Annotated in this window: 23 protein-coding genes and 1 pseudogene; 9 read left to right on the top strand and 15 right to left on the bottom strand. The window is 43.4% G+C overall.

Going from position 1 to position 24,571, the window contains the following annotated elements:
* Positions 1-132 precede the first annotated feature (132 nt).
* Positions 133-756, bottom strand: coding sequence for a TetR/AcrR family transcriptional regulator (locus H4I94_RS07935; protein WP_314732915.1), 624 nt, complete (start codon positions 754-756; stop codon positions 133-135).
* A 146-nt stretch (positions 757-902) separates the two neighbouring features.
* Between H4I94_RS07935 and H4I94_RS07930 the strand changes: the two genes are divergently transcribed.
* The 4 genes from H4I94_RS07930 (at position 903) to dnaJ (ending at position 6,898) form a co-directional block, all read left to right on the top strand.
* Entirely contained in the window at positions 903-2,021 is a 1,119-nt protein-coding gene (locus H4I94_RS07930) for an efflux RND transporter periplasmic adaptor subunit (RefSeq protein ID WP_261182702.1), read from the top strand.
* Positions 2,018-5,167: an efflux RND transporter permease subunit gene (locus H4I94_RS07925; RefSeq protein WP_261182701.1), complete on the top strand. Its 3,150-nt coding sequence runs from the start codon at positions 2,018-2,020 to the stop codon at positions 5,165-5,167. Before H4I94_RS07930 ends, H4I94_RS07925 begins: the two co-directional genes overlap by 4 nt.
* A gap of 133 nt (positions 5,168-5,300) precedes the next feature.
* Positions 5,301-5,678, top strand: a complete 378-nt coding sequence (locus H4I94_RS07920) for a hypothetical protein (RefSeq protein ID WP_092820114.1) — start codon at positions 5,301-5,303, stop codon at positions 5,676-5,678.
* A gap of 107 nt (positions 5,679-5,785) precedes the next feature.
* Entirely contained in the window at positions 5,786-6,898 is a 1,113-nt protein-coding gene (gene dnaJ / locus H4I94_RS07915; RefSeq protein WP_131273547.1) for a molecular chaperone DnaJ, read from the top strand.
* Positions 6,899-6,948: 50 nt separating this feature from the next.
* On the opposite strand, the gene H4I94_RS07910 is transcribed toward dnaJ, so the two are convergent.
* Positions 6,949-7,896, bottom strand: coding sequence for an IS30 family transposase (locus tag H4I94_RS07910; RefSeq protein ID WP_261182700.1), 948 nt, complete (start codon positions 7,894-7,896; stop codon positions 6,949-6,951).
* A 216-nt stretch (positions 7,897-8,112) separates the two neighbouring features.
* Between H4I94_RS07910 and H4I94_RS07905 the strand changes: the two genes are divergently transcribed.
* Positions 8,113-8,478 carry a hypothetical protein gene (locus H4I94_RS07905; protein ID WP_261182698.1) on the top strand — a complete coding sequence of 122 codons (366 nt, stop codon included), beginning with the start codon at positions 8,113-8,115 and terminating at the stop codon, positions 8,476-8,478.
* 181 nt (positions 8,479-8,659) lie between these two features.
* Here the strand turns inward: H4I94_RS07905 and H4I94_RS07900 are convergent, their stop codons facing one another.
* Positions 8,660-8,962 (bottom strand): hypothetical protein, encoded by a 303-nt coding sequence (locus H4I94_RS07900; protein WP_261182696.1) that lies wholly within the window; start codon positions 8,960-8,962, stop codon positions 8,660-8,662.
* A 568-nt stretch (positions 8,963-9,530) separates the two neighbouring features.
* On the opposite strand from H4I94_RS07900, the gene dapB reads away from it, so the two are divergent.
* From dapB to H4I94_RS07885, 3 genes are all read left to right on the top strand, one after another.
* Positions 9,531-10,352: a 4-hydroxy-tetrahydrodipicolinate reductase gene (gene dapB, locus H4I94_RS07895; protein ID WP_261182694.1), complete on the top strand. Its 822-nt coding sequence runs from the start codon at positions 9,531-9,533 to the stop codon at positions 10,350-10,352.
* Positions 10,353-10,412: 60 nt separating this feature from the next.
* The gene (locus tag H4I94_RS07890) at positions 10,413-11,057 is read left to right on the top strand and encodes an START domain-containing protein (protein ID WP_092820110.1); all 645 of its coding nucleotides are present in this window, start codon (positions 10,413-10,415) and stop codon (positions 11,055-11,057) included.
* 264 nt (positions 11,058-11,321) lie between these two features.
* On the top strand, positions 11,322-12,212 hold the full coding sequence (locus H4I94_RS07885; RefSeq protein ID WP_092820109.1) for a LysR family transcriptional regulator: 891 nt from the start codon (positions 11,322-11,324) through the stop codon (positions 12,210-12,212).
* Positions 12,213-12,310: 98 nt separating this feature from the next.
* Here H4I94_RS07885 and H4I94_RS07880 read toward each other — a convergent pair.
* The 12 genes and pseudogenes from H4I94_RS07880 to H4I94_RS07825 all read right to left on the bottom strand — a co-directional run bounded on the left by H4I94_RS07880 (position 12,311) and on the right by H4I94_RS07825 (position 22,940).
* Positions 12,311-13,334, bottom strand: a pseudogene (locus tag H4I94_RS07880) (NAD(P)-dependent alcohol dehydrogenase).
* Between the two features lie 18 nt (positions 13,335-13,352).
* Positions 13,353-13,937, bottom strand: coding sequence for a DNA-3-methyladenine glycosylase I (locus H4I94_RS07875; protein ID WP_092820107.1), 585 nt, complete (start codon positions 13,935-13,937; stop codon positions 13,353-13,355).
* 20 nt (positions 13,938-13,957) lie between these two features.
* Positions 13,958-14,203, bottom strand: coding sequence for a hypothetical protein (locus H4I94_RS07870; RefSeq protein ID WP_092820106.1), 246 nt, complete (start codon positions 14,201-14,203; stop codon positions 13,958-13,960).
* Positions 14,204-14,220: 17 nt separating this feature from the next.
* Positions 14,221-14,763 (bottom strand): M23 family metallopeptidase, encoded by a 543-nt coding sequence (locus H4I94_RS07865; RefSeq protein ID WP_092820105.1) that lies wholly within the window; start codon positions 14,761-14,763, stop codon positions 14,221-14,223.
* Between the two features lie 61 nt (positions 14,764-14,824).
* Positions 14,825-15,859 (bottom strand): A/G-specific adenine glycosylase, encoded by a 1,035-nt coding sequence (gene mutY / locus H4I94_RS07860; RefSeq protein WP_261182691.1) that lies wholly within the window; start codon positions 15,857-15,859, stop codon positions 14,825-14,827.
* A gap of 123 nt (positions 15,860-15,982) precedes the next feature.
* The gene (locus H4I94_RS07855; RefSeq protein ID WP_261182690.1) at positions 15,983-16,345 is read right to left on the bottom strand and encodes an HIT family protein; all 363 of its coding nucleotides are present in this window, start codon (positions 16,343-16,345) and stop codon (positions 15,983-15,985) included.
* Between the two features lie 69 nt (positions 16,346-16,414).
* Positions 16,415-17,155 (bottom strand): dienelactone hydrolase family protein, encoded by a 741-nt coding sequence (locus H4I94_RS07850; protein WP_261182689.1) that lies wholly within the window; start codon positions 17,153-17,155, stop codon positions 16,415-16,417.
* Positions 17,156-17,515: 360 nt separating this feature from the next.
* A complete protein-coding gene (locus tag H4I94_RS07845; protein WP_092820101.1) occupies positions 17,516-18,217 on the bottom strand; it encodes an FKBP-type peptidyl-prolyl cis-trans isomerase in 702 nt (233 codons plus the stop codon).
* Positions 18,218-18,266: 49 nt separating this feature from the next.
* Entirely contained in the window at positions 18,267-18,971 is a 705-nt protein-coding gene (locus H4I94_RS07840) for an FKBP-type peptidyl-prolyl cis-trans isomerase (RefSeq protein ID WP_092820100.1), read from the bottom strand.
* 271 nt (positions 18,972-19,242) lie between these two features.
* Positions 19,243-21,435 (bottom strand): polysaccharide biosynthesis tyrosine autokinase, encoded by a 2,193-nt coding sequence (locus H4I94_RS07835; protein ID WP_261182686.1) that lies wholly within the window; start codon positions 21,433-21,435, stop codon positions 19,243-19,245.
* Positions 21,436-21,453: 18 nt separating this feature from the next.
* Positions 21,454-21,882, bottom strand: a complete 429-nt coding sequence (locus tag H4I94_RS07830) for a low molecular weight protein-tyrosine-phosphatase (RefSeq protein WP_261182685.1) — start codon at positions 21,880-21,882, stop codon at positions 21,454-21,456.
* A complete protein-coding gene (locus tag H4I94_RS07825) occupies positions 21,882-22,940 on the bottom strand; it encodes a polysaccharide biosynthesis/export family protein (RefSeq protein WP_261182718.1) in 1,059 nt (352 codons plus the stop codon). The genes H4I94_RS07830 and H4I94_RS07825 overlap by 1 nt, the downstream gene beginning before the upstream one ends.
* A 342-nt stretch (positions 22,941-23,282) precedes the next feature.
* On the opposite strand from H4I94_RS07825, the gene tviB reads away from it, so the two are divergent.
* Positions 23,283-24,560: a Vi polysaccharide biosynthesis UDP-N-acetylglucosamine C-6 dehydrogenase TviB gene (gene tviB / locus H4I94_RS07820; protein ID WP_261182684.1), complete on the top strand. Its 1,278-nt coding sequence runs from the start codon at positions 23,283-23,285 to the stop codon at positions 24,558-24,560.
* Positions 24,561-24,571: the final 11 nt, after the last annotated feature.

Below are 24,571 nucleotides of genomic sequence, written 5' to 3'. Positions count from 1 at the left end.
AGGCTACTCTTTTGAATATACCCCGATTCGATGACATTCCAAGTAGGGGGCAGACAAAAGTCGGTATCTTTTGTTGCTAAAACTGGCAATTGAGGTGCTGTTTGTGCAGTCAGGAAAATGGAATTACAGATTTTAAGGTTTTTTTTGATATTTCAGCATAAAGATTTCAATGCTGTTCAGGATAATCTGCCGTTTCTCTTCAGCAGTGGGAACTTCCCGCACCCCAAGCAACACTTCATGATGGCGCAGGCCCAACAGTAAAGAAAGGATCAGTAAGGTCAGGTTTTTTAAAGCTTCTGGCTGAATAAAGCCCAATTCTATAGCCTGCTGAAAAAAGTTTTCCCACAGTGCATTCATACGCAGATGGCAGGCATTATAAAATGTCTGTGCCAGTGGATTTTGTTCCGCTGCCAGTTCCACCAATAAGCGTTCCAGTTTGATGGCTTCTGGCAAGTTGGTGATATTGAGCGCCAGTTCGCAGGCATGCACAAATTCCTGATAAAAATTACTGTCGGCTTGCAGGTTTAAGGGACGAGCACTGAGTAATTCTTCGCATGTTGCAACAATGGCACAGACAAATAAATTGGCTTTATCCTGAAAGTGATTGTAGACCGTCAGTTTGGTGACACCGGCTTCCTGGGCAATCTGGTTCATGCTGGAACCCTGATAGCCACACTTCAAAAATAAGCTTTTTGCCGCATTTAAAATACGCTGACGTTTTTCTAAGTCCTTGGGACGACCAACATTTATTTGCACAATTTTTTCCAAAAAAATGAAAAAGGTCATTGCTTTGACCTGATTATTATAATTACTGTACCAGGCAGTATATTAATTAAAAAATGATCAATTTAAGATATTGCTTATTTTGCCCTAAAAAACATTTTGAGATAAGAGCGAACTTCATGAGCACAGTAAAGATTGCAGTAAAAACCGCCCTGGTCAGCATGATGATTATTTGCAGTGTGACTTTATTGGGCTGCAGCACGGAGGCAACCGAAACAGAACAGGTCCCGTTTGTGATGGTGACTCAGCCGAACAGTACCTATAACGAGCAGAAAAGCTATGCCGGAGATGTGCAGGCGCGCCAGCAAACGGCTTTGGCTTTCCGGGTGGGCGGACAGATTATCGAACGTTATGTCGATGTGGGCGATCAGGTCAAAGTGGGGCAGGTACTGGCAAAACTGGATGTGAAAGATGCCCAGCTGCAGCTTAATGCAGCAAAAGCTCAACTGGAAAGTGCCCAGTCGGCAGCAAAAATTGCCGCAGATGAACGGCAGCGCTTTCAGCAACTGCTGCCGATGAATGCCGTGAGCCGTTCGCAATATGATGCGGTGGATAACCAGTACAAGTCAGCGATGTCCGCTTTAAAGCAAGCGCAATCCAATTATCAGGTGACGAGTAACCAGACCGGTTATAACCAGCTGATTGCCAATAAAAACGGGGTGATTACCGCACGCAATATTGAAGTCGGGCAGGTGGTTGCGGCAGGGCAAGCCGCGTACCAGATGGCAATTGCTGGTGACCGTGAAGTGGTGATCGGGGTGCCTGAGCAGGCCATTTCAGAGATTAAAGTCGGTCAGGCAGCGTGGGTGACCTTATGGTCCAAGCCGGAAGATAAATTTGCAGGCTATGTGCGTGAAATCTCTCCGGCAGCCGATCAGTCGCGGACCTTTAGTGTCAAGGTGGCCTTGCGTGAAGGCAACGCTGCCATTCAGCTGGGCCAGAGTGCCCGGGTATTTTTTAACAATAGCCAAAACAATGTACTTAGCGTGCCGTTGTCCAGTGTTTCGGCCAATGGCCAGCAGGCCTATGTCTGGGTGGTGAAACCGGATCAGACCATCCATAAGGTGGCGGTGACCCTGGGGGCCTATGGCCGTGACAGTGTGCCGGTATTGTCCGGTCTGAATCCACAAGATTATGTGGTGATTGGCGGTGTGCACTTATTGCGTGAAAAACAGAAAATCCAGCCGATTGACCGGGAAAATCGTGCCGTGAACATCCAGTCAGGAGCTGCATCATGAATTTAGGCACGAACTTTAACCTGTCGGAATGGGCACTGAAAAATAAAGGCCTGATCCTTTATTTCATGCTGCTGCTCGGCATTGTCGGCATTGTTTCCTATTCCAAGCTGGCACAAAGTGAAGATCCGCCGTTTACCTTTAAGGTGATGGTGATCCAGACTTACTGGCCGGGCGCAACCGCACAGGAAGTGTCTTTGCAGGTGACGGATCGCATCGAAAAAGAACTGATGAGTACCGGCAATTACGAACGCATCATGGCCTATTCGCGTCCCGGTGAGTCACTGGTGACGTTTGTTGCCAAGGATTCGCTGCGCTCAAACCAGATTCCCGATGTCTGGTATCAGGTGCGCAAAAAAATCGGTGACATCCAGCATCAACTTCCGAGTGGGGTACAAGGGCCGTTTTTTAATGATGAATTTGGTGATACCTTCGGGAATATCTATGTCCTGACCGGCAAAGATTATGACTATGCCCTATTGAAGGAATATGCCGACCGTCTGCAACTGCAACTGCAACGGGTCAAGGATGTCGGCAAGGTCAATCTGGTGGGGCTGCAAGACCAGAAAATCTGGATTGAACTGTCCAATACCAAAGCGGCACAACTTGGCATCCCGGTCACCGCGATTCAGCAAGCGCTACAACAGCAAAACACCATGGCCAGTGCCGGTTTCTTTGAAACCGGGACCGACCGCATTCAAATGCGCGTTAGTGGCCAGTTGCAAAATGTCGATGAACTCAAGCAGATGCCCCTGTTGGTGGCAGGAAAAACCATTCAACTGGGCGATGTTGCCGAGATCTATCGCGGCTTTAGCGAGCCGGCCCAGCCACGCATGCGCTTTATGGGCGAAAACGGGATTGGCATTGCCGTCTCGATGCGCAAAGGTGGCGACATTCTGGCTTTAGGTAAAAATTTAGAGGCTGAATTTGCCCATATGCAAAAATCTTTGCCCTTGGGTATGCAGCTGAAAAAAGTTTCCGATCAACCGGTTGCGGTCAAACGCAGCGTGAATGAATTCATGAAAGTGCTGGCAGAAGCGGTGATTATTGTCCTGTTGGTCAGCTTCTTTTCACTGGGTTTCCGTACCGGTCTGGTAGTGGCATTTTCCATTCCGCTGGTACTGGCCATGACCTTTGCCGGCATGAATCTGTTTGATGTCGGGCTGCATAAAATTTCACTGGGCGCTTTAATTCTGGCACTGGGTTTATTGGTGGACGACGCCATTATTGCCATTGAAATGATGGCCGTGAAAATGGAGCAGGGCTATAGCCGGCTGGAGGCGGCAGGTTTTGCCTGGAAAACCACGGCTTTTCCCATGCTGACCGGCACCCTGATTACTGCAGCCGGCTTTTTGCCGATTGCCACTGCGGCCTCCAGTACCGGTGAATATACCCGTTCCATTTTCCAGGTAGTGACCATTGCCTTGGTGGTGTCATGGTTTGCAGCAGTTCTTTTTGTCCCCTATCTGGGCGATAAACTGCTGCCAGATTTTAATCAAGACCTGCTGCAAAAAGCGCCGTGGTATCAGCGCTTATGGGCGCGCTTACGCAGGCAACCCGAACCGCCAGCTGTGCTGCATCATGCCGGTGAGCATCATGACCCTTATCAAACCAAGTTTTATCAAAAATTTAGAGGCTGGGTGAGTCAGTGTATTACTTACCGTAAAACCGTGATTGCGACCACGGTGGGAATTTTTGTGTTGTCGGTGCTGATGTTTAAACTGGTGCCGCAGCAATTTTTTCCACCATCCAACCGTGCCGAAATTCTGGTCGATTTAAAACTGGAAGAAGGTGCATCCCTCACCGCCACAGAAAATGCCGTGAAGAAAGTGGAAAAATTCCTGTCGACCAAACAGGGCATCGACAATTATGTGGCCTATGTCGGCACGGGTTCCACCCGTTTCTACTTGCCGCTGGACCAGCAGCTGCCACAGGCCAGTTTTGCCCAGTTTGTGGTCTTGGCTTCGTCCCTGGATGACCGCGATGAAATCCGCAAATCTCTGGATCAGGAAATCCGTAAATTGCTGCCAGATGTGCGTACCCGGGTCTCGCTGCTGGAAAATGGTCCGCCTGTCGGTTATCCCTTGCAGTACCGTGTTTCCGGGGAAGACCTGAATCTGGTGCGTCAGTGGGCACATAAGGTTTCCGCCGTCATTGCAGAGAATCCGAACACCACCAACGTTCATCTGGACTGGGGCGAACCGAGCAAGGTCATCCAGCTGAAGATTGACCAGGATCGCGCCCGTCAAATGGGGGTATCGACTTTAGATTTGTCGCAATTCCTGAACAGCTCCATCAGTGGTGCCGTGATTAACCAGTATCGTGAAAAACGTGAACTGATTGAAATCCGTTTGCGTGGTGATCGGAACGAACGGGTCAATGTAGAGTCCTTATCCAGTCTGGCCGTACCGACGACCAATGGCGGTTCTGTACCTCTGGCGCAAATTGCCAAAATTGAATATAAATTTGAAGATGGCCTGATCTGGCATCGTAACCGTTTGCCGACCATTACCGTGCGTGCCGATATACGGACCAAATTGCAGCCTGCAACCGTGGTCGGGGAACTGGCCGATAAAATGGATCAGCTGCGTGCTGAATTGCCAGGCGGTTATCTGGTTGAAGTAGGCGGTACGGTCGAAGAGTCGGCACGTGGACAAAACTCGGTCAATGCCGGTATGCCGTTTTTCCTCGCGGTTGTGATGACCTTGCTGATGATTCAGCTCAAGAGCATGTCCCGCGCGTTTATCGTGTTTTTGACGGCACCTTTGGGCCTGATTGGGGTGGTCCTGTTCCTATTGTTGCTGAATAAACCCTTTGGTTTTGTCGCGATGCTGGGAACCATTGCCCTGTCGGGCATGATCATGCGCAATTCTTTAATCCTGATTGACCAGATTGAACAGGACATTCAGGCTGGACATGATCCCTGGAATGCCATTATTGAGGCAACCGTACGTCGTTGCCGCCCGATTGTGCTGACCGCCCTGGCCGCAGTACTGGCGATGATTCCATTATCACGCAGTATTTTCTTTGGTCCGATGGCTGTCGCCATTATGGGCGGTTTGATTGTGGCCACGGTTCTCACCTTGTTCTTTTTACCGGCATTGTATGCACAATGGTTTAAAGTGAAAAAAAATAGCCAAACGGTGTAATTTTTTGACAATAAGCAGGTGCGAAATATTGAAAATTTCAATATAGTAGCACCTAATATTCGTACACATTTCTATAAAGCAATTTACTGCATATTAAAAATCTAAAGATGTGGTAAATGGGGTTAAAACGCACATGAAGCAAGACAACTTAAGCCGACTTCGCCGTTCTATTGCGATTTCCTATGTCTTGATGTTTTTGGCCTTGTTTACTGTGATTAGCGGCATATTTGCTTACTGGTTTGCGCGCAAAGTCACACAAGTGAATGAAGTGGAGGTCTGGCTTCAGGCTCAAGCCCTCTGGATCATGCGTAATATTGTGATTTATATGATTCTGGTGTGTTTTGCGGCCCTCTGGTTTATTCCGCTGATTTTCTTTTATTGGGATAGTGCAGTCTGGGTAAAAGGCTGTACTGTTACAGGCGTGATTTTCGCCCTGATTGCCTTTTTATTTTTGTTGAATGCCTGGCTGAAAGGAATTTCCCGGTTTTTCAAAAATAAAGCCGTTTTCTAATCTGGATAAATTTTTTTCCCATCGTCCCCTTGTAAAATTTGTTTGCATCCCCAATTTCACTCCACAGTTAAGTATTAAATAAAATTCCGTGAGGAGCATCGCCAGACATGGCTAAACGTGATTATTATGAGGTTTTGGGCGTCGCTAAAACCGCTAGTGATGATGAAATTAAAAAAGCCTACCGTAAGTTGGCGATGAAATATCATCCAGACCGTAACCCGGACAGTCCTGAAGCTGAAGAAAAATTTAAAGAAGCTGCTGAAGCTTATGAAATTTTATCGGATAGCGAAAAACGCAGCATGTATGACCGTATGGGGCATAACGCTTTTGAAGGCGGCATGGGTGGTGGTGGCTTCGGTGGCGGTTTCAGCGCAGAAGACATCTTTAGTCAGTTTGGCGATATCTTTGGTGGCGCATTCGGTGGCGGTGGCGGCCGTGGCCAGCAACGTGCACGTCGCGGATCGGACCTGCGTTACGTGATGGAATTGACCCTTGAAGAAGCGGTCAAGGGCGTGAAAAAAACCATTACTTTTACTGCACCGGCACCATGTGAGGCCTGTGACGGTAAAGGTTCGAAAAACCCGAATGATGTTGAAACCTGTAAAACCTGTCATGGTGCAGGTCAAGTGCGCATGCAGCAAGGTTTCTTCTCTGTTCAGCAGACTTGTAGCACCTGTCGCGGTCAAGGCAAAATCATCAAGAACCCATGTAACACCTGTCATGGTTCAGGCGTAAAAGACCGTCAGCAAACCCTTGAAGTGACCATTCCAGCAGGGGTGGACAACGGCGACCGCGTACGTTTAAGTGGTAAAGGTGAAGCGATTCGTGACGGTCAATCCGGTGACTTATACGTAGAAGTGGTGGTGCGCGAGCATGACATCTTCCAGCGTGACGGTGCCGACCTGTATATGGATGTGCCGGTATCTATTGCGGATGCTGCATTGGGTAAAGAAATCCAGATTCCAACCCTAGATGGCCGTGTCAGCCTGAAAATTCCTGAGGGAACTCAAACCGGCAAACTGTTCCGCTTGCGTGGTAAAGGGGTTAAACCGGTACGTACCAGCATGCAGGGTGATTTGCTTTGCCGCGTAGTGGTTGAAACACCAGTAAACTTGACTGCGCGTCAACGTGAATTGTTGAAAGAATTGCAAGAAACGATGGATGGTGATGACAATAAATCATCGCCTAAGAAAAAATCGTTCTTCGGTCTGTTTGATTAATTTCAAATAATGACTAAAAAAGGGATGCATATGCATCCCTTTTTTATTGCTTAGATTAGCATTTGAAGTGCAACACCATGTTCTTGGAATAATACCTGACTCGGACTTTTAAATCCGAGTCTTTTTCTTGGACGATGGTTCAATCGTTGAGTGATTTCTGCAATATATGCATCCGTATAGTCATTCAAGTCACTGCCTTTTCTAACATATTGTCTGATCAATCCATTTGTATTTTCATTCGTGCCTCGCTGCCAGGCGCTATAAGGATCAGCGAAATACCAGTCTACATCTAATTCCTGAGCAGCATATTCATGCAGGCTGAACTCCTTACCATTGTCCGCGGTAATCGTCTTCAGCTGTTCTTTGATGGGTTCCAATAATCTGATCGTGGCTTGGCAAATTTCCTCAGCCTTTCGCGTGCTACACTTTTTCAGCCAAAGATAACCTGTCTTCCGGTCTACAATTGAAACCAGGGATTGTTGGTGATTCTTGCCAACAATCGTATCTATTTCCAGATCACCGAAGCGAGAGCGCTGCTCAATCTCAGCAGGTCTATCATGAATGCTTTTGCGGTTAGTCAGCTGACCACGAGTCTCAATAGAGCCATATTTCCTCTTTCTTTGATTTCTGAAACGTAAGTTATGGAAGAGCACACCACCTTTGCTTTTATCCTGCTGGATAAACCTGTAAATGGAATGCAGGCTGACAGCAACTTGAGAAGCGATCTGTTCAGGACTCCATTGAAGTTCAAGATAAGCAATGACTTGTACCCAGATATCACATGGGATTCTTTTAGGATTTGAATGATGCCGTCTTCGAGCTAATTTATGGGCATGTTTGGCAAAATAGCCATTTCTTGCTCGATTACGTTTGATTTCTCTGGAAATAGTGGAAGGTGAACGATTTAATCTCCAGGCGATATAACGTTTAGAAAAACCTTCACGTAATAATGTATAAATCTGATATCTTTCTTCTTGAGTAAGATGAGTATAGTTCATGATGCAACTTTGACTTTGGTCGGTCGGAAGCAGAATGCTAGCTCATCTTGCTTCCTTCCAATAAATTAATCTCTGTTGCACTTCATTTGAGAATCTAAGTTGTTTTATATTTCGTATAAGCACCATTATGTTAAATAAATGATTTTAGAAACTAAACTTAATGAATTTAATGTGGCAGCATATTGATGGTACAGAAAAGACTTAGGAACTTGATCAATGAGTCAACAAATTGAAAATACAGCAGTTATCGAGGCCTACCAAGCAATTGCTCAAGAAGTTTTAGCATTTGTTGGAGAAAATTCTTGGGATGAAGCTGGAGCAACCTATGAAATTTTTGGGAAAATGATTAGTAGTACATGGTGGTCAAAATATAATAGTGAATTAGACCGACTCGGTAGTGATATTCCTAGAGATGTTAGTAAATTGGCTAAAGAAAAAATTTTTTTTCTTAGAAAGCATTTGCTTGATTTGACAGGTGATCGTATTTGGGGGCTAACTTTTACATTGTATCCAACTGGAAAGTTTAATATTCAATACGACTATAACCAGCCAAAAGATTATGAAGAAACTGATTATAGTTGAAGAAATATATAATACGGGTATGAAAAAGAAAGGCTTGGGAGGATTTGGGTTCTATCGAATTAAGGAGTTACAGGTTCATTAGATTTTACCTTTTTAAGCCTTTCTAAAATCAACACTCAAACTCAACAATTTGGTCTAAGCTTGGTGGCTATTCACATAATCGCCATTATGTTAAATGGCTTTAATTTTGCTTAGCCCTATATTCATTAAATGCTAGAAGCATTCCCTCTTTTTGTTCTGGGGAGGCATCTGGAAATGAATAAAATCTTTCATAATCTTTTCTAAATTGGCTGCTTTCAATTCTTTTAGCTAAGTCATCAATAAAACCTTTTCCTTGAGTCTGATATTGCTGAATCGTTTGTTTATCTAGGCAGATAGTTTTCGCCCAAGAAACTGCACTCATATTTATACAAACATTGAGGTATATATTTTCGCTATCCTCATATAGTTCCCAAAAATAAGGCTCTATTTCTATAAGTTGCATTTCACTAGTATTTCCAAACTTTTAATTATTTCTAAAATTAACATAATACACGTTATACGAAATGCTCTAAATTATTCAATTTAAATCAATATCTTATATTTATATTAAAAGCCCAATATATTCCAATTGGGCTTTTTTATTAGTTTTTCATGTTCCGCGGTTGATTTTTAACCATCGTTCCACAAATCTGATTAGCTTTTTTAAATAATGAGCAGGTTTTTTTTCTTATCCATATTTCTTGGCTTTCTTTCAAATCTTGGCTCAGGATATGATCATATCAATACCACCAAGACCCGCAAAAAGAATTTTATTACTCAAGCCATATTTCTCAATTTTGCATCAGCCTTGTTCTGTATCAACTATCATTAAACCTCAAATTTAAGTGATCGCTAAAATTGATACTTAGTTATATTCCAAGAAGTCTGGATGACTTTGTTTATCAGTTTTTTATCAAAATCAGTGATTTTACTATTTAGGTATTTTCATTGATTTTATGCAATCAATCTTAGTGTTATTACAGAGTTTTGATATAGTAAGAACAATTTAGAATCAACATTGGAAATATGTTATGTCAGCAGCTCCACGCATTGGTGTATTAGGTGCAGGCGGTCGTATGGGACGCATCCTTATTCAAGCCGTGAAAGAAGCCGGCTATCAGCTCGCAGCAGCAGTTGAACGCCCTGAAAGCAGCCTGATTGGTGCAGATGCAGGCGAGCTTGCCGGTATTGGTCCAGTTGGGGTCAAGGTTGTTGGCAATTTACAAGACGTATTAAAAGACTGTGACGTGGTGATTGATTTCACGGCACCTGCCGCGACTGCACAGCATTTGAAATTGTGCCGTGAAGCCGGCGTGGCCATTGTCATTGGTACTACGGGTATGAATGACGAACAAAAAGCATTTCTAGATGACAGCGCAACGCAAACCCCAGTGGTCTATGCGGCAAACTATTCGGTTGGCGTGAACGTTTCCATCAAGCTGTTGGAGCTTGCCTCTAAAGTGTTTGGCGACACAGTGGATATTGAAGTGATTGAAGCGCATCACCGTCATAAAGTCGATGCACCATCAGGTACGGCACTGATGATGGGTGAAGCGATTGCTGATACTTTGGGACGCAATCTGAAAGAAGTGGCAGTGTATGGCCGTGAAGGTCATACTGGTCCACGTGATCGCCAAACCATTGGTTTTGAAACCATTCGTGGTGGTGATATTGTCGGTGAACATACGGTAATGTTTATTGGCGAAGGCGAACGTGTTGAAATTACCCATAAAGCAACCAACCGTATGAACTTTGCCGCGGGTGCTGTTCGTGCCGCAGCTTGGGTAGTGGGACGTGAAGCCCGTAAATATGACATGAAAGATGTACTGGGTTTTAACGATATTCAAGTATAAAAAATCGTTAAAATCATTTATAACAATATCTAGCAAAATTAAAATAAGAAGCACAATGGAATGAAAAAAGTGATATTGATGGCCTGTGCAGTAGCAATGCTTGCTACTGCGCAAGCTAAACCTGTGGATAATGCCAAACTCAGTATTAACAAAAATAATATTAAGGTCTGGACCTATCAAAACAGCCAGAACCCGGTATTTTTATATAAAGCTGAAACCACCTACGATACGCCTTTTGAAAAGGCCGTTGGTCTGATTCTGGATGTCGACCATGCGGTGAAATGGGTGCCGTATATGGGCAGTATCAAGGTCCTTTCCCGGGATGACAAAAAAGGCGAATTTTTATTGTATATGGTGCTGGATTTTCCTTTCCCGCTGAAAGATCGTGATCTGGTGGTGCAAGGCAAAATGATGAAAGATGCTCAAGGCATGATCACCATTAAAAATAAAGCGGTTGATAAAGCGTATGCCAAAAATCCGAATTATGTACGTTTGACCCATTATGAAGGCGATTGGACTTTTCAGAAATTAGCCAATAACAAAGTCAAAGTTTCCACGTATGGTTATGCCAACCCTGAAGGTTCTATTCCTTTAACCTTTGTGAATATGTTTGTACAGCAGCAACCTTATCAGATGCTGCAGAAGATGAAAGCTGAACTGGCCAAACCCTCGAGTATTCCGCTGTTGCCTGAAGCTTTACGCTAATTAAAAAACTAAAAAGTCCGCATTGTGCGGACTTTTTTCTAAATATTTTATGAACAGGATGGATCATCTCCTGCTTTACAGCAGTGAGCTAGGGCAAAGGTGGCTGGACCGTAACTATTGTGAATGCCAATGCAAGCGATGGATTGCTGTATGTATGCAATTTTTAAGTTTTGAAGATAAACGTAATTTTAAAGGTTTGTTGTTGTTAAAGAATACATTACTTTGCACAATATTATTGATGAATAATCAATACATGAGTGGAAGATGAAATCGACCATTGAAGAACTCCACGCTTTTGTGACTATTGTCGATAGTGGCTCGATTGTGATGGCAGCCGAGCGTCTGGGACAAACCACATCCGGGGTGAGTCGAGCTTTGCAACGTCTGGAGAATAAGCTCAATGTGACCTTGCTGGAACGTACCACACGCAAGTTGAAATTGACCCAGGAAGGGCAACTATTTCTGGAAAAAGCCCGTAAAATTTTAAACGATTTGGCCGAAGCTGAAGATGCCTTGCTAAAATCTGATAGTGATACTTCGGGACGGATTCGGATAGACTCTGCGACCCCTTTTATCTTGCATGTCATTGTGCCGCTGATGCAGGAGTTTATGCAGCAATATCCCAACATCGAAATTGAACTGAATAATCATGATCAGGTGATTGATTTACTGGAGCATAAAACCGATGTCGCGATCCGGTTTGGAGAACTGCACGATTCAAGTTTACATGCCAAGTTATTATGCCGCAGCCGCCTGTATATTGTGGCGAGCCCTGTTTACCTGGAACAACATGGAGTACCGCAATCTCCAGCAGATTTATCCCAGCATGCTTTACTGGGTTTTAGCCAGCCGACGCATTTAAATACCTGGCCGGTTCAGTTGAATGGTGAAGATTTGATTGTTCATCCCAAAATAAAAGCCTCAAATGGAGAAACGGTCCGGCAACTGGCTTTACAAGGCTTGGGCATAACCTGTTTGTCGCGTTTTTTGGTCGAAGATGATTTACAGGCCGGTCACCTGAAGGCCTTATTTGAAGACCAAATTCGTCTGTATTATCAGAACATCCATGCAGTGTACTATCGACAAGAACATCTGCCGAAAAGGGTGCGCTTATTTATCGAATTTCTGGCACAAAAACTGGCCGTATATTTATAAGTGACTTAACGACTAATTTGTCAGAATGAATAAAAATCTGCCAAGCACGATTGCTCTTGGCAGATTGGATTTAAGTGAAAATTAAATTGAAAAATGAACTAGAAATCCGCTTTGAGTACAATCCGGTAACGGGCCTGACCCGAATGGAGATGTTCAATGGCTTGATTGAGCTGTGACATTGGAAAAACTTCAGTTTGCGGTGCAATATTTTTACGCGCTGCAAACTTCAGTAATTGGCGTAGTGCCGCAGGGGAGCCTGTAGGGGAACCGGTCACGGATTTTGCACCACCAATCAATGTGCCGGCCGAGATCTGCATGGGTTCCAGGGGAAGCCCCAGCATATGCACGGTACCGTTTGGCGCAAGAGTAGCAAGGTAAGCCTGCCAGTCCAAGGTCACGTTGACTGTGCTGAGTAGTAAATCAAACTTGCCTCGTTGTGATTTAATGGCTTGAAGATCCCGGCTATTCACCACATGATCTGCACCCATGGCCTTAAGCTCTTCAGTTTTGTCCAAATTTGAAGTAAAGGCGGTAATTTCACAGCCCCAGGCTTTTAGCAGTTTGATTGCCATATGACCCAGGCCGCCAATCCCGATCACACCCACATGATGTATGGCTTGAATTTGATGTTTTAGAATCGGATCAAATACGGTAATACCACCACAGAGTAGCGGTCCAGCACTTTCAGGATCCAGATCTTCGGGCAGGGGAATCACCCATTGCCAGCCGGCACGGACTTTGTCGGCAAATCCACCGGCATGGCCTACAATGGTCGCTTTTTTTTTCACCGCTACACAGCACTTGCTGACCCGATACGCAGGGATCGCAATACTGGCAACTTTCTGCTGTCCAGCCGATGCCCACGCGCTGTCCCACTTTCAGGCCTTTGGCTTCTGAACCCAGCTGTACAATGGTGCCGATAATTTCATGCCCGGCCACCACGGGATAAACCGAAGACTTCCAGTCATTATTGATCACTGAAATGTCGGAATGGCATAAACCGCAGTATTCAACTTTAACTTCAACCTGATGCGACTGCAGTTCTCCGGCATCAAACTGATAGGGTTCAAGTGCTGCACCTGCCTGCATGGCTGCATAAGCATGGATAATATTATTACTCATGGAAAAATCCTTTCCTGATCATTTTAATGATGAACCTGTTTTAAAAGAGCAATGGTTTTCATGATCATCGACCATCCCCACAGCCTGCATAAAAGCATAGCAAGTAGTGGGTCCTACAAATTTAAAGCCTTTCTTTTTTAAGGCTTTGGATAGTGCAAGGCTGATGTCGGTTTGGGCCGGTGCCTGACGATAATTAGGCACATCATTGTATAGGGTGTGATATTCAACAAAGCTCCATAACCAGTCTCTGACATTCATTTGTTGTGGTTTTAGTTCTTGGCTTAAATACTGCCAGGCCATGGCATTCTCACGAATAGCTTTGAGCTTGCCGATGTGCCGGATCAGGCTGGCATCCTGGAGCTTACTTTCCAGCTCTGCATCACTAAACTGGGCGATCTTGGCTATCGGAAATTGAAAGAAATGTTCACGGTAAGCTTCACGCTTTCTCAGCACGGTAATCCAGGACAAACCGGCCTGCTGTCCTTCCAGGCACAGCATTTCAAATAAATGCGCCTCATCATGACTGGCTTTGCCCCACTCATGATCATGGTAGGCCATATACAGTGGATCATTCGAGCACCAGCCACAGCGTTGAATCGACATTTCTGATACTCCTTAAGCACTTATAGCTTAAATTCAGTCCATTGATCGTGCTGGTTATCCCAGTAATACAGTTCGGCTTGCGGTAAGTCAGTGAACTGAATCCACATGTCTTTACCCGTTTTTTCTGCAAAACCGGTGCTGATCAAAAGCGCTTCTTCGGTAATTTCCATCACCCAGCCTTGATGGGTTTGTCCCGCCAACACAATTTTTTGTTGATTGCCTGATTCAGCAAATTCGACCAAACGATTGATCAACGCTTCTGACATGAATAGTTCCTAAAAAATTAACGTAAATAAGGATAGGGATTGACCACACCACGACCCTTACCCTCCAGGTAAATGCCATAGTGTAAATGCGGTGCCGTATGGCGTGCATTGCCGGTATTGCCGACATAACCAATCAGATCACCTTTTTTGACATAATCGCCGACACTTAGGCCGCGTTTATGCTCATCAAGATGGGCATAGTAATGCCAGGTTCCACCCGGTCCCAGAATCCAAACCACTTTACCACCCAAATTGTTATTGCGTAAGTCGGCAATGAGACCTTCTGTGGCACTCAGAACTTTTGTTCCACGTGGAGCCATAATATCAATGCCTTCATGGGTGCGGCCATGACTGCGCGAAGCTCCCCAGGTATCCTTTAGCTGTCTGGCTTTGATATTCTTTACCGGAATAGGTAATGACGCGTTCAGCTGCATACTTTTCAGCTTTTGCACCTGAGCCGGGGGGAGGGGGGAAGTAGAAGGTTTATGCGGTGTCGAGGTACATGCCGCAATCCACAAAATGCTAAAACCCAACAATAAGGTTGAAATAAAACGTAGCACTGTTCATCCTTTTTTCATTCTAATCTATATGAAATTATTCGAACTACAGTGCCTGACTATCTCATAAATTTACTGCAGAGATCAATTTTTTCATCGCAGTGGGCAGGCCCATTGCAGTTGCGCTTTGTGGGCTTAACCAGCTGCCATTCAGTTCAATCGCAAGATGTTCTTGCTGGTCAGTATCGACTTCAAAACACAAGGCTTCCAGTTGCCAGGTAAAATGAGTAAAACTATGCGTGATTTGCGCACGTTGAATCACTTTTTTTAAACCTAAAGATTGGCACAGTCGTTCAAATTCGGCAGGATCTTCGATAATCGGCAGGCACCACAAACCACCCCATAAGCCACTATTGGGGCGTTGTTGCCATAACCATTGATCATCAGACTGAATCAGCAAAACTTGCGCTGATTTTAGCGGAACAGGTTTTTTGGCTTTTTTAAACGGCAGCTCGGTTTTCAGTCCCTGTTGATGGGCCTTGCAGTGCTGCTGCATCGGGCAATATAAACACAAGGGTTTTTTCGGTGTACAGATGGTTGCCCCCAGATCCATAATCGCCTGGGTATAGTCATGATTGCGCTCAACCGGGCACAACTGTTCTGCCAGTTGCCACATGGCACGTTCATGCACTGGTTTGGACAGGTCATCTTCAATGGCAAAGAAACGCGCCAATACCCGTTTGACATTGCCATCCATAATTACGCCGTACTGACGCAAACCGAGGGACATCAGTGCCCCGGCAGTGGATGGACCAATTCCGGGAAGCTCGATCCATTCTTCTAATGTCGCGGGAAAATGACCTCGATGAGCCACCATTCCCGCCGCTTTATGCAAATTTCGGGCGCGGGCATAATACCCCAGACCTGCCCAATACGGAGCTACATCATCCCAACTGGCCTGTCCCAAATCTGCTACCGTCGGAAAGCGTTCGATAAAACGCTCGAAATATTGCAGCACGGTTTTCACTTGAGTTTGCTGCAACATAATTTCAGAAACCCAGACCTTGTAGGGATCATCCGCGACTTGCCAGGGCAAATCATGACGGCCATGAACGTCAAACCAGGAAAGCAGGGCATCGGCAAAAGAAAACTGTGACATGTGATCCGTAGCGTGGGAATAGATGAATAGTATAACGAAAATTGCCCAGTACTGCGGTGTTGTCCGTAGCAAAAAAAATGATGCCGAAGCATCATTTTTTGAGTGATAACGCACAATCCATTTTTATTCGCTGGTCATGCCCCAACGCTCATCAAGCTTCAATGTCTGGCCTTCATAACGTGGAATGATGTGAATATGCAGATGTTCATCAGCCTGACCGAACACCGCACCATCATTAAAGCCAATATGAAAGCCGGCAGGATGATAACGTAGCTTCAATTCATTACGGGCAAGCTCAAGCAGGGACATCAGACTTTTACGTTCTTTGTCGGTGATATCAAAAAAAGAGCTGACATGGCGCAGGGGAACAATAACCGAGTGACCTTGAGATAAAGCATTTGGCTCGGGCAAAATTACACCGAAATCATTCTTATCAATGATGTCATATTCATCAAAATTGCAATATACACAATTGTTTGTCGTCATTATTGTATCCTCTCTAAATGATCCATCACTGGATGGGTAAAAATAGCAGGGCCATCTTTACCTTCATTGTTATTCACCAAGTCGCGTTTTAAATAATTCATACATGGCAGATAAGCCTTGCTGCTCAGCTGCTGCGTTATAGCCCAGATCAATACCATTGGCTTTGGCACGCTCATCTGCAAGCGGGTTGCTAAAGCCATGTTTGGCGCCTTCAAAAATGATCACTTCATGCTCGACTTGAGCAGCATGCATCTCTTCTTTAAAGCGAGCTACATCATCCAGGCTGACCATGCTGTCCAGTTCTCCGTGGAGCACCAGAATTTCTGCTTTCACCTGTCCGGGTTGTGCAGGAGTTTTCGGGGTCAAGTTGCCATGGAAGGTCACGACCGCTTTTAAATCGGCACCGGAACGTGCCAGATCCAGCACCACCTTGCCGCCATAACAGAAGCCTATAGCTGCCAGTTTATCTGCATTTACTTCTTCTTGCGCAGCTAATGTGGCCAAACCTGCGGACGCACGAGTCACAATTGTTTCCGGATCTTGAAAGGTTTGCATCATCCATTCGCTGGCTTGAGGCACAGCTGTAGTGACTTTTTTATCCCCGTACATATCAATGGCAAAAGCAGCATAACCATGTTCGGCCAGCTCACGCGCGCGTTGTTCGGTGTAATCGTTTCGTCCCCACCATTCTGGCGCAACAATAATGCCCGCGAGCGGTTTCTCTGATTCAGGTGCGGCAAAATATCCAATCAACTGGGTTCCGTCTGGCGCGGTGTACTGAATTTCGCGAGTTTTAATGCTGAGAGCCATGGATTTGATCCTTGTAATAAATAAAAAATGTCTAAATTAAAAAGATAGAAATGAATTTTCTTTAATGATTGTACAAGATCGTTCAGTTTTGGCAGCAACTATTCTGCATAAATTGAAACATGCTTTTAATTAACCAGGATATGTATCTAAATGTTGAATAAATATAGGGTTAATCTTATTTCTAGGGTGTGGCAAAAGAGAAAATAGATCGGCAGGATTTTAAAAGAATGACCTCTGCCAGCATGAAGTGCAAATGGTCTAATGCATTTCATCCATGTTAAAAATGGCGAGCAGCCCTAACTGTGGGGGGGGGGCAGGTTAACTCACTCGCTATTTTTACATGAAACAGGGGCTGATCGATTACTTGCTGGATTTAGGCAATACTTCAAGCAGTTCGACATCAAAAATCAAGGTGCTATTCGGTTCAATCACATCGCCGGAACCAATTTGACCGTAGCCCAGCTGTGCCGGAATGAAAAAGCGGTATTTGGCCCCTTCTTTCATCAGCTGTAAGCCTTCCGTCCAGCCTTGAATCACCTGGCTGACCTGAAATTCCGCTGGCTGGTTCCGGGCGATTGAACTGTCAAACACGGTTCCATCAATGAGCCGACCTTCATAATTGACTTTAACCACGGAATTGGCCTTCGGTGATTTTCCTGTACCCTGTTTTAAAATCTGATATTGCAAACCGGATTTGGTGCTTTGAACACCTTCTTTTTTGGCATTGGCTGCTAAAAATTCCGCCCCAATTTTGGCATTGGTTTCGGCCTTTTGTTTTAATTCAATCAGCTGTTTTGCTTCACTCTGCTTTTTATGCTGGTTCAAAACACGAGCCATTTCTTCATCGGTCAGGGCAGATTTACCGCCTTGCGTGGCTGTCTTTAGACCCAGGATGAAAGCCTCCAAGTCTAAATCTTTAAACGAGTCAGCATTGCTACGTCCCATTAAGTAACCGAAACTGTAACCAACCTGTTCCTTTAAACTGCTGCTATTAGTCACCGTTTTTGCAAAACTTGCCGTGGTACACATGCATAAACAAAGGAGTGTTATAGATGTTTTCATTTTCTTATCTCAAGATAAATAAGGAGAGCAAAAGCTCTCCTTAAAATTTTTATTTTACTTTAATCAGTTCAACATCAAAAATCAGGGTGCTATTGGCAGGAATCATGCCCGGAACACCTTGTTCGCCGTAGCCCAATTGTGAAGGAATATAAAGGGTAGCTTTACCGCCTTCCTTCATCAGTTGTAGACCTTCAGTCCAACCCGGAATGACCTGATTGAGCGGGAATTCAATCGGTTGTCCACGTTCAATCGAGCTGTCAAATACCTTGCCATCGACCAGTTGGCCTTTGTAATGAACGGTAACAACAGAAGTTGCGGTCGGCTGTTTACCGGTACCTTCTTTGGTGATTTTGTACTGCAAGCCTGAAGCCGTGGTTTTCACACCCGGTTTTTTCGCATTTTCAGCCAGGAAATTGTCACTTGAGGATTGAGCTGTTTTGGCTTGATCCAGCTGTTTCTGTTGCATCTCTTTCTGGAACTGCTGATAGGCTTGTTGAAGTTCTTGTTCTGTATAAGCCGGTTTATTACGAGCATGTCCTTCACGCACACCTGTAACAAAGCTGTTAATGTCTAATTCAGGCGGGGTTTGATGTGCGACTTCATAACCGAGCGCATAACTGATTTTTTCAACAGCAGAGGCATTTTTTGATGCTTTTGATGTCACAGTAGCCGGGTTTTGAGTTGCATAATAAACAGGTACAAGTGCAGCACCGCCTAAAAGAACAGCGACAGCGATGGGTAAGGCTTTACTCATAGGTTTTCCCAAAATCATTTTATATTAAAAAAGTTGCATTAATTTTAGCAGACTTTTCTATCCAGCACGTTTCGAGCGAATCGTGGTGTATAGAAACCCAATATATTCTTATCAACCCAACTATTCTATAACAGTCTGAATATATAAAACATTTCTCATACAATAAAATATCTGTTTTTTATTTTTATAAAAATAATTATAAAAAACAAAAGCCAGTGATTTCCACTGGCTTTTAGCCTGCAACACTTTAAATTATATTCATGAAACAGATTTAATCATTATTTTTCGAGGTCTTATAACTATAAGCATAGTTATAGCCATATCCATAGCCATAAGCGCCCGAGCCACGTTGAATATCATTCAGAATAAAGCCATTCACTTTCACATTGACCTGTTCAAAACGATTGACCGTTAATTCCAGTTCTTTCATCTGCGATTTTGCATATCGTGCAATAACTAAATTCACACCCGCATATTGTGAAATGATAATACCATCTGTTACTGCCAGTACAGGTGGGGTATCGATAATAACATGATCATAACGGGGTGAAATTTGCTCTAAAAGTTCCGAAAATTTTGCCGAACTCAAAAGCTCTGAAGGATTGGCTGGGCTTTTGCCACGAGTGATCACATCCAGATGGGTAACTTCAGTGGATTTAACAATACTCTCAAGTGCTTGTTGGCCATTTAAATATTCAGCCAAACCGGATTGATTGTCTTGGTTAAAATATCGGTGTAAATAACCACGACGCATATCGCCATCAATAATTAAGACCCGCTTATTACTTTGCGCCAAAATTGTCGCTAAATTGGCCGAAATAAAAGATTTACCCACTTCAGGGGCAGGGCCGGAAATCATGATGATATTGTTTTTGGCTTCGCTTAAAGCAAAATGAATGGCGGTACGCATACTGCGTAAGCTTTCAATCGCGATATCATCGCTATTTTTAATGGCTAAGATAGGAATATGCTTTTTCTTTTTCAGAAGCTTAATCCGACTTTCTTGAATCGGTGAACGTGGAACAGTGGCATAGACCGGCAAATCCAGTTCATTTTCAATTTGATCGGAATCTTTAATTCCAGAGTGCATCATATTGCGTAATAAAGCCAGTAAGGTTCCCAGGAAACCACCCAGGAATATGGCCAAAATTAAAATTTGCAGTTTCTTTGGCGCAATAGGCTTAATGGGTTCAACGGCTGTATCCACAACCCGGACATTGCCAATTTCACCTGCTTTGGCAATACGCAATTGCTGGTATGAGTTAAGCAGGGCAGTATAAAGCTGCTGTTTGACTTCAACTTCACGGTAAAGCTGCAAATAGCGGCGCTGCAAATCAGGCAACTGTTTTAAGGTGCCATTCAGCTCACCAATTTTTTTGTTGATTGCACCCAGTTGAGCATTCATCTGTTCCATCACCGGATGTTCATTGGTGTATTTTGCAGAAGCTTCCGCCAGTTTCTGTTCCAGTTCAGCTTTAGATGTTTCAAGCTGAATGCTCTGGGTCAAATATAGTTCGGATTCTTTGGTTACATCAACAGTATTATATTGTTGACGGAATTTGTTGAATTCGCGTTCAGCCACATCAAGCTGCTGCTTTAATTCCGGTAACTGTTCTTCAAGAAATTTAAGCGTTTGCGCAGTTTCAGCAGAACGGCGTTCAATGTTTTGATGGCTATAGGCAACCAGAATTGAGTTAAGAACTTTGGTAATATGTTCTTTATCTTGACCTTGATAATTTAGGCCCAAGATGCCAGTCATTTTGCCTTTTTCGGCCACAGAATAGTTATTTGTGATTGAACTCATGGCTGCGGGTAAAGACATTTTTTGAATGTTGTAGCTGTCTTTTAGCTGGCCTTGAGTATAAATGGCGACTTTCCAGGTTCCGGATGCTGAGCTGTGTTGGTTCTCCTGGTTGATCGGGCCACTAATAACCACTTGCTGAGTTGTTGCATCCGTTAGAGTGAATTTATTGTCATTAAAATTGAGCGACAAATTTTTGTCTAAATAGGCAGGTGGAACTTCAAACTTGCGAACCTCAAAAGACTGGGCATCATCCTTAAATAAAACAGATTTGTTTTGATATTGGGTTTGATAATCATGGGGGTGTAATAAACGATCAAAAAAACTGTTTTCTGTACCTGAAATTTTTAAATCGAGGTTTAAGTTTTTAATAACAGAACCCAGTACCAAACGGGATTTGAGCAGTTCTATTTCAGCTTGAGCTGGTTGCTTCTGCTCAATCATATTGGATAAATCACCCAATAAAGCGGCAGAGGTTCCTTTACTTTCCTCTACTTGTACCAAAGCATCCACTGAATAGGTATCCGGCGTTGTTTTTAAATACAGCAGTGCAGAAACCAGACTTAAAATGATGCAGAGTGCAATAAGTTTCCATTGCGCAATCAGTGAAAATAAAAGTTCTTTTAAATCAATAGTATCTTCAGTATTGGTATTTTGGCTCATAATTTTGCTATCAAAAAGTTAAATATGTTGTGTCCAGTCACTAATACAATCCTGTATTAACTGACAGGTTTCATCAAAGACCAATTGCTCATGCTGGTAAGGGTCAGGAACGTTTTTGCCTTGCCAATGCCCTAAGCGAAAAGTTTTTCCTTTCGCAAAAGGCCAGGTCTGCTCTATATGCTTTTGCTGATTTTGACTCATCACTAAAACCAAGTCTGCTTGCTTGATTTGCTTTGCATCCAGTTTTTTTGCAATATGAGCACTTATATCAATACCTAGATGCTGCATACAAAGTGTCGCTTTGGGGTCTGCGTTATGGCCGACTAAAGCGGCAATACCTGCAGACTCAATATGCAGTTGCGGATATTGCTGTTTTAAGAAATATTCAGCCATCGGGCTACGACAGATATTGCCTACACAAACTACAAGAATGTTCTGAATTTGCATTATTGCCCCAGGCGATCCAAATTATAAAGTGCGTTCGAGAAGGGAATAATTTGGTTGACCACACGTTGCCAGCGGGCTAAACCTGAAGCATCGACATAGACAATATCATTGCTGCGCATTTTGAATTTATTGGCCAAACCAAAATCGGCAATACTGGTTAAATCCAGTTGATACACTTCTGTGGAGGTATCTACAGCATTGCTACGGACGACATAAATTTTACTTCGACTTGCAGACAGCGGATTTAAACCTAAACTTTCACCTAAAACATCACTTAAACTCATGCCCTGATCGCGCATTGGCAGGGATTGGTTTTTACCCGATTCACCCATCACATAAACTTTTTGGTTTTCACGTGAATTGACATATAAAGTGTCATTGGGTTGGAGCAGCAGGTTATGTAAGGACAGTCCGGCTTTTTCCAGCTCAATACTATTGAGCTGATAGCTACGACCTTGTCTGACCAGCGTTATAGAAGCATTATCCCCTTGCTGGGAATTCACCCCACCTGCCATACCTAAAGCTGTATATACGCTGACAGGTTGGTCGCTGAGCGCAAATTGTCCGCCTTTCATCACATTGCCTTGCACGGAAAAGCGTTGACCTTGATAAGACAATACCCGGGCAATCACATCCGGTGTTTTTAAATAATGGGAAAGCTGGTTACGCAACTCCTGGTTGACCTGAGTCAATGACTTTCCTGCGGCCTTATAACGCCCAATCATGGGAAACTGGATATAGCCATTTTGGTCAATTTGATAACCGTTGGCCTGAACGGCTTGTTCGTTGCTGATTGTATTGGTAGGCGGAGTAATTTCAGGATAGGCCCAAAGATAAATGGAAAGAATATCTCCAGGACTCAATTTATAATTTTTATGGGAAATATTAAATAAATGGGCATAATCCTGACGAATATTGATTTCAGCAGGCTGTACGGCAAACAACGCTTCTTGGGTGAGCTTGATTACATTGACTTGAGTGCCCAAATCCGTTTGATAAACTCCTTCGCTTGGTAAGTCATAAGTTTGAAGACCTGATGTAATAGCACAACCTGCCATGGAACAACTTAAAACCAATAAAGCAGTAAACTGAATTTTTCTCACTCTAAATCCTGTTGTAAAAATTATTAAACACTTCAAGTGAAAGCATTTTACCTTTCAAATTAGAAAAAAAATATAACAAATTGTAAGTTATTTAAGTGGAATAAAAAGATGATACTTATTAAGTAAAAAAAGATAATTTAAATTTAAATTAAATAAAAATGATTTTCTTTTGATTAATGTCATTCATTTTTTAATGGATTTTTATATAAAATGGCAACAAAAAAGACGGGGTTTTCTGCTATAGTACAACCCGTTTTTATTTCCCTTTTAGATTATATAAATAAGCAAGGCTCAAAAATGCTAACTCTATCAGAACTTAAGATTGCCGTTATTGGTTTAGGATATGTCGGTTTACCTTTAGCGGTTGAATTTGGAAAAAAAGTAGCTGTAGTTGGCTTTGATATTTATCAGAAGCGTATTGATGAACTCAAAAGTGGGCAGGACCATACATTAGAAGTTTCTCCAGAAGAATTAGCGCAGGCAAATCACTTAACCTATTCAGCAAATTTAGAAGAATTAAAAGACTGTAATTTTTTTATTGTGACTGTGCCCACCCCTATTGATGAGTTCAAGCAACCGGATTTGACTCCTCTTGTAAAAGCGTCGACCAGTATTGGTAAGGTGTTAAATAAAGGAGATATCGTTGTTTATGAGTCAACTGTTTATCCTGGGGCAACAGAAGAAACCTGTATTCCAGTTTTAGAACAAGTATCGGGTCTTAAATTTAACCAGGATTTTTTTGCCGGGTACAGTCCGGAACGGATTAACCCGGGTGATAAACTACACCGCGTAACCAATATCTTAAAAATTACTTCGGGTTCTACTCCAGAAGTTGCCGACTTTGTTGACCAAGTCTATAACCTAATTATTAAAGCCGGTACGCATAAAGCAGCCAGCATTAAAGTGGCCGAAGCTGCAAAGGTGATTGAAAATACCCAGCGTGACGTCAATATTGCCTTAATTAATGAACTTGCCATTATTTTCAATAAAATGGGTATTGATACAGAAGCGGTTTTACAAGCTGCAGGAACCAAATGGAATTTCCTACCATTCCGTCCGGGTCTGGTTGGCGGTCACTGTATTGGTGTAGACCCCTACTATTTAACCCATAAAGCACAAGCGATTGGCTATCATCCTGAAATTATTTTAGCCGGTCGCCGTTTAAATGATTCAATGGGTGCTTATGTCGTGACTCAGCTTGTTAAGGGTATGATTCAGAAGAAGATTCAGGTTGAGGGTGCAAAAGTCCTGGTGCTTGGCTTGAGCTTTAAAGAAAACTGTCCGGATATTCGTAACACCAAAATCATTGATATTGTAAATGAACTGAGTGAATACCATATGAATGTCGATGTTTATGACCCATGGGTGGATGCACAAGAAGCTGAACATGAATATGGAATTACCCCTGTACAATCTGTAAATGAAAATACTTACGACGCAGTTATTTTGGCAGTTGCTCATCATCAATTTAAAGAGATGGGCGTAGAGGCAATTCGTGCTTTAGGTAAAGGTCAGCATGTTTTGTATGACTTAAAATATGTGCTGAATCCAGCTGAAGCTGATATTCGTCTATAACTCTAAAATAA

It is taken from the genome of Acinetobacter sp. T_3_1 (assembly GCF_025377055.1).
GTDB classification, from domain to species: domain Bacteria; phylum Pseudomonadota; class Gammaproteobacteria; order Pseudomonadales; family Moraxellaceae; genus Acinetobacter; species Acinetobacter kookii.
The sequence above is the reverse complement of the archived record's forward strand: the minus strand, read 5'-3'. Positions and strand labels throughout refer to the sequence as shown.

Coding starts and splice junctions, on each gene's coding strand:
- tviB (WP_261182684.1), top strand. CDS start 23,283: ATGCTAACTCTATCAGAACTTAAGATTGCCGTTATTGGTTTAGGATAT.
- H4I94_RS07850 (WP_261182689.1), bottom strand. CDS start 17,155: ATGGCTCTCAGCATTAAAACTCGCGAAATTCAGTACACCGCGCCAGAC.
- H4I94_RS07830 (WP_261182685.1), bottom strand. CDS start 21,882: ATGCAAATTCAGAACATTCTTGTAGTTTGTGTAGGCAATATCTGTCGT.
- H4I94_RS07920 (WP_092820114.1), top strand. CDS start 5,301: ATGAAGCAAGACAACTTAAGCCGACTTCGCCGTTCTATTGCGATTTCC.
- dapB (WP_261182694.1), top strand. CDS start 9,531: ATGTCAGCAGCTCCACGCATTGGTGTATTAGGTGCAGGCGGTCGTATG.
- H4I94_RS07905 (WP_261182698.1), top strand. CDS start 8,113: ATGAGTCAACAAATTGAAAATACAGCAGTTATCGAGGCCTACCAAGCA.
- H4I94_RS07825 (WP_261182718.1), bottom strand. CDS start 22,940: ATGGCAGGTTGTGCTATTACATCAGGTCTTCAAACTTATGACTTACCA.
- H4I94_RS07835 (WP_261182686.1), bottom strand. CDS start 21,435: ATGAGCCAAAATACCAATACTGAAGATACTATTGATTTAAAAGAACTT.
- H4I94_RS07875 (WP_092820107.1), bottom strand. CDS start 13,937: ATGTCGATTCAACGCTGTGGCTGGTGCTCGAATGATCCACTGTATATG.
- H4I94_RS07845 (WP_092820101.1), bottom strand. CDS start 18,217: ATGAAAACATCTATAACACTCCTTTGTTTATGCATGTGTACCACGGCA.
- H4I94_RS07900 (WP_261182696.1), bottom strand. CDS start 8,962: ATGCAACTTATAGAAATAGAGCCTTATTTTTGGGAACTATATGAGGAT.
- H4I94_RS07930 (WP_261182702.1), top strand. CDS start 903: ATGAGCACAGTAAAGATTGCAGTAAAAACCGCCCTGGTCAGCATGATG.
- dnaJ (WP_131273547.1), top strand. CDS start 5,786: ATGGCTAAACGTGATTATTATGAGGTTTTGGGCGTCGCTAAAACCGCT.
- H4I94_RS07885 (WP_092820109.1), top strand. CDS start 11,322: ATGAAATCGACCATTGAAGAACTCCACGCTTTTGTGACTATTGTCGAT.
- H4I94_RS07840 (WP_092820100.1), bottom strand. CDS start 18,971: ATGAGTAAAGCCTTACCCATCGCTGTCGCTGTTCTTTTAGGCGGTGCT.
- H4I94_RS07855 (WP_261182690.1), bottom strand. CDS start 16,345: ATGACGACAAACAATTGTGTATATTGCAATTTTGATGAATATGACATC.
- H4I94_RS07870 (WP_092820106.1), bottom strand. CDS start 14,203: ATGTCAGAAGCGTTGATCAATCGTTTGGTCGAATTTGCTGAATCAGGC.
- H4I94_RS07925 (WP_261182701.1), top strand. CDS start 2,018: ATGAATTTAGGCACGAACTTTAACCTGTCGGAATGGGCACTGAAAAAT.
- H4I94_RS07910 (WP_261182700.1), bottom strand. CDS start 7,896: ATGAACTATACTCATCTTACTCAAGAAGAAAGATATCAGATTTATACA.
- mutY (WP_261182691.1), bottom strand. CDS start 15,859: ATGTCACAGTTTTCTTTTGCCGATGCCCTGCTTTCCTGGTTTGACGTT.
- H4I94_RS07890 (WP_092820110.1), top strand. CDS start 10,413: ATGAAAAAAGTGATATTGATGGCCTGTGCAGTAGCAATGCTTGCTACT.